Below are 7,158 nucleotides of genomic sequence, written 5' to 3'. Positions count from 1 at the left end.
CGGGCGCGTGCTGTGCGCGGCCACGCCGCCGGACGCGGGGTTGGCCGGGCGGGCCTGGCTGGCGCCGCCGTTGCCGGAACCTCCGCTGTCCGCGCGGGAGCTGTGGGTCTTGATGCCCTGCGAGACGAGCGCGGCGGGCGAGGTGAACGCGGCGGCCGCCTTGCCTTCGGCGCCCTGCATGATCCGGTTCTTGCGCACGTTGGCCATCTCGTCGCCGAAGCCCGGTACGAAGCGGTAGATCATGCCGCTCGCGAAGATGGCGAGCAGCACGATGGCGAGCCCGGAGACGACGGCGGCCAGCGAGTCAGGACCGTCGTCGCTGCTGGACAGCGCCCCGGCGAGGCCGAGCACGATCACGATGACCGGTTTCACCAGGATGACGGCGACCATGATCCCGACCCAGCGGCGGACGTGGCCCCACAGGTTCTTGTCGACGAGCCCCGAGTACACGACGACGCCGAGCAGCGCGCCGACGTAGAGCAGGACGGCGCGCAGGTACAGCTCCAGGTAGAGCACTCCCGCGGCGACGATCGACACGAGCGACACCACGATCAGCATGATCGGGCCGCCGCCGATGTCGTCGCCCTTCTTCAGCGCCTCCGAGAACGTCCCGAAGAACGTGTCCGTCTGGTTCCCGGTGGCCTTCGCCAGGACGTCGGTGACGCCGTCCGTGGCCGACACGACGGTGTACAGGATGAGCGGGGTGAACGCGGAGGCCAGCACGGTCAGCCAGAGGAAGCCGACGGCCTCGGACAGGGCGGTGCTCAGCGGCACGCCGCGCACCGCCCGCTTGGCCACGGCCATCAGCCACAGCAGCAGCGTCAGCACGGTCGACGCGGCGAACACGACGGCGTACTGCTGGAGGAACTTGGGGTTGGTGAAGTCGACCTCGGCGGTCTTCTTCACGGCCTCACTGAGCTGGTCGACGGTCCAGGACGCGGCGTCGGCACAGCCCTTGGCGAGGCTGGAGAGGGGGTCGAGCGGGTTGGTGACGTCGGGCGTGGTGGGCCCACCCCCGCCTCCGCCGCCGCGCTTGTCATCCCGCTCGCAGTACTTCTTGGCCGGCCCCGCGATGAGGCTGCAGGGGTCGTCTTCAGGCGCGGCGAAGGCGCGTGCGGAGAGGAGGACCACCGCGGTCTGCGCGGCGGCGACAACAGCGGTGACCTTGAGTACGCGGCGTGGGCTACCGGGCATAAGTGAACCCTCCGAAGTCCTTGACCGCATCGCCGATCTCGTCGGAGCCGGAAACGGGGTTGTCGCCGTTGACGGGAGTGGGGCCGGTCTTCTGGCGGGTTTCGAGGACCTTCCAGCCGTCGTTCCAGTTCAACTTCATGGTCACGGTGAACCAGCTCGTGGTCACCGGGTTCTTGGAGGTCTCGCCGGTCAGCCCGAACAGTCCGTTGCACCAGACCTCGATGGTGGCGCCGCTGCTGGTGTAGCTGGTCGTCTTGGTGCCCGCGGGCAACGTGCGGTTCACGAACGTGGTGCCCGCCGGGGCCTGCCCGTCGGCGTCGAGCCCGACCGACTTGAGAAACGACTCCGAGTAGTCGGCATCGAAGCCGGACTGCAAGCGGTCACGCGAACTGGCGTCAGCCAGGTCCTGGATGATCCGGCGACGCTCGGCAGCGTTGAACATGCCGTCCCCGCCCAGCCGAACCGCATAATTCGCGGCAGCGGACTGCGCCCCCTGCTCGTCGTGGGCGAAGCCGGAGTCGACCGGCTTCGTGCCGGTCGGGGCCGTGGGCGACGACTTCGCGGCGGACCCGGAACCACCGCCCTCACCGCCGGAGGCCCCCTCGTCGCCCCGGTTCGCGAACGCGATGGCCGCGATGAGCAGCACCACCACCCCGACCACCGTGACGAGGGACCGGGACGACGAACGTCCCGGTCTGCGTGCCCCGCCGTACACGTCGCCCCCCGAACCCTCGGGGAGCCGCGTCCGGGTCTGCCCCGTACCGCCGTAGAGGTCGTCGTCATGCCGGTCGTCGAGACTCATTGCGCGCACGCCCCCTCAACCTCTTGCTGAACCGCCGCATACGCCAGATACGACGGTAGCCGTGCTGGTTCCCGCGCGGGCGCGGTGTGGTGACTCGACATCAGGGAGACGCAACCTCAGCCGTTGGGCACGACGGGACAGGTGGGATAGAGGGCGAGGAAGGGATAACCGGGTGGGACCGGCGGGAAACTGACGGTCCCTCCGCCGCAGGACGTACGGCGGGCGGGACCGGTGGGGCCGGCGGGCTAGACGGCCATGCCGTACACGATGGTGAACAGGGTGCCGAGCGATCCGATCAGGAACACCCCGGTCAGGCCCGCGATGATCAGACCCTTGCCCTGCTCGGCGCTGAAGGTGTCGCGCAGCGCCGTGGCCCCGATCCGTTGTTTGGCCGCACCCCAGATCGCGATGCCGAGACAGAGCAGGATCGCGACCGCCATGATGACCTCGATCATCACGCGTGCCTCGTTGCCCAGCGTCCCGAACGGCCCCCAGTCGGGGGCGATCCCGCCGATGATGGTCGTGATGTCGCCCTTTTCGGCTGCCAGCAGCATGTGTAACTCACCGCCCCATGTGGGTAGTTCTGTCGCCCCCGCCGCAGCGCAGAGGTCAGGCTCATTCTTGCCCAGATTGACGCTGTTGCCTGCCGCATTGGCGCCATTCGTTGGCCGAGTTCCTACGCTGTCGTGGCTGTCGGGTCGCCTGGTGAGACGGTTCCGTATACGAAGGAACGTATGGTCACTCTGTGTATCACGTGGGGTTACCGGGAGCAATGAGCGGCGGCGGGAAGGGGAGCGGCGGGTGAAACGGGAGGCCGGCCGACGCGGTTCGCCGGGCCGGCCGTCAGCTTGCCCGAGTCGCCGCCGCGCCGGCCGGCAGGGTGCCCGAGGGTCGGCCGAACGGTTCTGACCTGTGCGGACAGGGCGTGTCTGGAATGGCCGGATGGGACGGGGTGGACCGGCCGGGGTGGTCGGAACGCTCCCTGACGGGCGGGGCACGCCCGTAAACTGCCGCCCGGGTTCCTTCCCGATTCACGGGTGGCGAGAGGCGGTTGACGGTGCGTAAGGCGTGGATCGTCGCGGGATCGGCCGTCGCGGGCGGGACCGGTTTCGTGACCCTGCTCGTCGTCGGGACGTACATGGCGGCCGGCAGCCTGACCAACGGGGTCGGGCAGGGCGCCGTGGGGCTCGCCAAGGGCGCGGTGCCCGCCGCCTACCAGTCGCTGGTGCAGAAGTACGGGAACATGTGCCCCGCCATCAATCCGGCGCTGCTCGCCGCCCAGCTCTACCAGGAGAGCGGGTTCAACCCGAAAGCGAAGTCGCCCGCGAAGGCGTACGGGATCGCCCAGTTCATCGCCGGGACCTGGGCCGCGCACGGCGTGGACGGGGACGGCGACGGGGACCGGGACATCTGGGACCCGAACGACGCGATCCCCTCGGCGGCCTCGTACGACTGCAAGCTCGCCAAGTACGTGAAGGACGCGCCCGGCGACCCGACGAAGAACATGCTGGCCGCCTACAACGCGGGCGCGTACGCCGTCATCAAGTACAAGGGCGTGCCGCCCTACCGCGAGACCCAGAACTACGTGAAGACCATCACGACGCTGGAGAAGAGCTTCGCGCGACCCGTCGGGCGGGTGCAGCCCTCGCAGCAGGCCGCGGCCGCCATCTACTACGCACAGAAGAAGCTCGGCACCGAGTACCTGTGGGGCGGGAACGGGACCGCCGACCAGGGCGGCCGGTTCGACTGCTCCGGGCTGACCAAGGCCGCGTACGAGACGGTCGGCGTCGAGCTGCCGCGCGTCGCCAACGACCAGTACAACGCGGGGCCGCACCCGAAGCGGGACGAGCTGCTGCCGGGCGACCTCGTGTTCTTCTCGGACGACCTCACCAACAGCCGGGCGATCCGGCACGTGGGGCTCTACGTGGGCGGCGGCTACATGATCGACGCGCCGAGACCGGGTGCCGTCATCCGGTTCGACCCCATCGACACCCCGGACTACTTCGGGGCGACGAGGGTGACGGAGGATGGCGCGAAAGCGCTGCCGACGCCCTCACCCGAAGTGTGACGTGGCTTGAACTCTCTGTTAACCCCGGGCCCTGAGCTGCGGGTTTGTGTCTCTCTTCGATAACGTCTGCGTGATCATTCGGTGGAGCGTGGAACGTAGGGAGTGGGACCGTGCGTTCCTCTTGCTGAACCGGAAAACGACCACGGGGGTGGCTGAAGACGAAGGGGCCGCTGAATCATGGCTGGACTCGAGGCACAGATGAGTTCCGGGTCGAACCCTGACGTCTCCCTGCTCTACGACATCAACGGGCTGACGGACGACACCCCGGGCTGGTTCGACCGGGTCATGGAGTTCGTCGGCGAGTACGGGATCCTGCTCGGCCTCGTCCTCGTCGTCCTGTGGTGCTGGTGGGGGGCCCGCAAGCGGGAGACCCTCGACGACGCCGCGTCGTCCGTGGCCGCCGTCGTGTGGGCGCCGCTCGCCGCCGCCGTGGCCGTGCTCGTGAACGTGCCGATCCGGTCGTTCGTGGAGCGCCCGCGGCCCTTCAAGGACCACGACGGGCTGACCGTCCTGGTGACCGGGAAGAACGACTTCTCGTTCGTGAGCGACCACGCGACCATGGCGATGGCCCTGGGTGCGGCCGTCTTCGTGGCGAACCGGAAGCTCGGCTTCGTCGGGATCGGCCTCGCCGTCCTCGAAGGGTTCTGCCGGGTCTTCATGGGCGTGCACTACCCGACCGACGTCATCGGCGGGTTCGCGCTCGGCACCGCCGTCGCGCTGCTGCTCTCGCCGCTCGCGTCCGCCCTGCTCACGCCGGTGGCGCGGGCGATCGGCCGGACGGGGAAGCTGTCCCGGCTCGTCTGGTCGCCTACGGCTGGGGCGTCGGCGTCCGGAGCGGTGGGGCTTCCTGGGGCCCGGGAGTCCGCGGAGCCCGCGGAGGAGCGGGATCTGGCCGCCTAGCGGCTCCGCTGCGGGCCAGCGACGTTCCCGCGGCGCCGGCCGCGACGGCGACCGCGGCGGACGCGGTGGCCAGCAGGCCCGCCGCCGGATGGGCTGATCCGTCGTCAAGAGCGGCCGCGGTGCCCGCACCCAGCGTCAGGACGGCGGCGGTCGCGGCCGTGGCGGCGACTATTCGGGGCGTGTTCATAGGTTCAGGGCAACCCCGGCCGGGGCTCTGGGCCACCCGAGGGCGTGTCGCGTGGGCCATCCGGGGCGGGGGTTCGCCGGACCGGCCCCCCGCCGGGACCTACAGCGACTGCGGGAACGCGAAGAACCCCGACGGGTCGTACGTCTTCTTCACCTTCGTCAGCCGGGCCGCCGCGGCTCCGTAGTACGCCTGCTTCCAGTTCGTCAGGGTCGCGTCCGTGTAGTTCTGGTAGGCCGCCCCCGACGCGTACGGGCCCATCGCGTCGTGCGCCTTTTTCAGCCAGGCGCGGGCCGCCGTGCCGGACGTGCCGGGCTGCCACGACACGATGTACTGCGCGAGCATCCGCGAGCGGCGGTGCACGAAGGCCGTGGCCGTCGGGTCGACCCGGTTGACCGCGCCGCCCAGCGCCGTCAGCGCCACCGAACCCGCGCCCGCCGACACGGTCTCCAGCTGCCTGAGCAGGGCGCGCACCCCCGCGTCCGACAGGGAGCGGTCGAAGAAGTCCGAGTGCGCCGCGTACGTCTCGCGCTGCAGCGCGCCCTGCGGGGAGCGGCCGGGCGTGGCGCCCGGCAGATGGCACTGGGCGTCGGTGGAGAAGGCCGAGCAGCCCGCGTACACCTCCATCGACTCCTCGTACGAGCGGCGCTTGAGGGAGACCGAGGTGGCCGGGCCGGGGCCGCCGGGGCCGTCGGCGAGCCGGTCCACCGCGTTCTGCAGCTCGGTGTACGTGCCCAGCGAGAAGGCGGCGACGGAGATCGTGGGGCGGCCGCCCGCGGCGTTCGCGACGTGCAGCGACGACCAGATCTCGTCGGGCTGGTCGGGTCCCCACTTCTGCCACGCCTTGAGGACGGTGGCCGCCTTGGACCACGGCCACGTCATGTACGCGGACACGCCCTGCGGCGCCGGGTGCGTCCTGAAGCGGAGCTCGGTGACCACGCCGAACTGGCCGTTGCCCGCACCGCGCAGCGCCCAGAACAGGTCCTTGTTCGTGCTCGCGTCGGCGGTCAGCTGCTTGCCGTCGGCCGTGATCAAGGTGGCCCCGGTGAGGCTGTCGCAGGTCAGGCCGTAGGCGCGCGAGACCACGCCGTGGCCGCCGCCGAGGGTGAGGCCGGAGACGCCGACCGTGGGGCAGGAGCCCGCCGGGATCGTCACGCCCTTGGCGGCCAAGGCCCGGTAGACGTCGATGAGTTTGGCGCCCGCGCCGACCACCGCCTCGTTCCCGGAGGCGCGGACCGTCTTCATGCGGGAGACGTCGACGATCAGCCGGCCGTCGCCCGACGACCAGCCCGCGTACGAGTGGCCGCCGTTGCGGATCGCGACCGGCACCTTGTGGGCGCGGGCGTAGGCCAGGGTCGTACGGATGTCGTCGGGGCCCGCGACGTACGCGACGGCCGTCGGCTTCAGGGAGTCGTAGCGGGTGTTGTACAGCTGGCGGGCCGCCGCCCACGCCGACTGGCCCGGGCGGACCAGCGAACCGTCGAGGTCCTTGGCGAGCGCGTCCAGGTTCGCCGCGCCGCGCGTCGTCGTCGACGCGCTCGCGGCGGTGGAGCCGACCGGTGTGCGCGAGGCGGTGCCCCCGCCGGAGCCGCCGGAGCTGCAGGCCGCCGTCGCGCCCGCCGTGAGTGCCGCCGAAGCCGCTATGAACGTACGCCGCCGCATGGGTGTCTCCCTCGGATCCCTCGGCCCACCCCTGGTGTCCCGGGTGTCCCGGGGTACGAGACGAGATCCGCGGGCCCGGGGTTCCCGGAGTGTGCCTCATCCGGAGCGGTGGTGCTCCTCCGCGTCCGAACGGGCCTTGCTGCGCGCCCGCCTGGCCGGGCCGCGCCATCCGCAGGTGCAGCGGGCCAGGCAGAACCGGCCCTGTTCCACGACCGTCGTCGCATGCTCGTGCTGCTGTTGTGCCACCCGGCCACGGTAGCGGCCCGATGTAAACCCCCCGTTCGCGTGACGGGTGTCCCTACCGGTCGTTAACCGGACGACGCACGGACTGCTTGGGGGTAGACAAGC

General features: G+C 70.8%; 7 protein-coding genes. 2 read left to right on the top strand and 5 right to left on the bottom strand.

Annotated elements, in window-relative coordinates:
• The 3 genes from M4J07_RS29960 to M4J07_RS29950 all read right to left on the bottom strand — a co-directional run.
• Nucleotides 1–1,194, bottom strand: a 1,194-nt coding sequence (locus M4J07_RS29960) for a hypothetical protein (protein WP_255976743.1), incomplete at its 3' end; no start/stop codon positions are given.
• Nucleotides 1,184–1,996: a hypothetical protein gene (locus M4J07_RS29955; protein ID WP_255976747.1), complete on the bottom strand. Its 813-nt coding sequence runs from the start codon at nucleotides 1,994–1,996 to the stop codon at nucleotides 1,184–1,186. The genes M4J07_RS29960 and M4J07_RS29955, both read right to left, overlap by 11 nt.
• A 245-nt stretch (nucleotides 1,997–2,241) precedes the next feature.
• Nucleotides 2,242–2,550, bottom strand: coding sequence for a hypothetical protein (locus tag M4J07_RS29950; RefSeq protein ID WP_255976741.1), 309 nt, complete (start codon nucleotides 2,548–2,550; stop codon nucleotides 2,242–2,244).
• 503 nt (nucleotides 2,551–3,053) lie between these two features.
• Here M4J07_RS29950 and M4J07_RS29945 point away from each other — a divergent pair.
• Nucleotides 3,054–4,064 (top strand): bifunctional lytic transglycosylase/C40 family peptidase, encoded by a 1,011-nt coding sequence (locus M4J07_RS29945; protein WP_308284785.1) that lies wholly within the window; start codon nucleotides 3,054–3,056, stop codon nucleotides 4,062–4,064.
• A gap of 177 nt (nucleotides 4,065–4,241) precedes the next feature.
• Complete coding sequence (locus M4J07_RS29940) at nucleotides 4,242–4,964, top strand: phosphatase PAP2 family protein (protein WP_255976737.1); 723 nt, start codon at nucleotides 4,242–4,244, stop codon at nucleotides 4,962–4,964.
• Nucleotides 4,965–5,250: 286 nt separating this feature from the next.
• On the opposite strand, the gene M4J07_RS29935 is transcribed toward M4J07_RS29940, so the two are convergent.
• Both M4J07_RS29935 and M4J07_RS29930 read right to left on the bottom strand, forming a co-directional pair.
• Entirely contained in the window at nucleotides 5,251–6,810 is a 1,560-nt protein-coding gene (locus M4J07_RS29935) for an FAD-binding oxidoreductase (RefSeq protein ID WP_255976735.1), read from the bottom strand.
• A gap of 96 nt (nucleotides 6,811–6,906) precedes the next feature.
• Nucleotides 6,907–7,056 (bottom strand): hypothetical protein, encoded by a 150-nt coding sequence (locus M4J07_RS29930; protein ID WP_255976733.1) that lies wholly within the window; start codon nucleotides 7,054–7,056, stop codon nucleotides 6,907–6,909.
• Between the last annotated feature and the right edge of the window lie 102 nt (nucleotides 7,057–7,158).

Source organism: Streptomyces longispororuber (assembly GCF_024448165.1).
GTDB lineage: Bacteria > Actinomycetota > Actinomycetes > Streptomycetales > Streptomycetaceae > Streptomyces > Streptomyces longispororuber_A.
The sequence above is the reverse complement of the archived record's forward strand: the minus strand, read 5'-3'. Positions and strand labels throughout refer to the sequence as shown.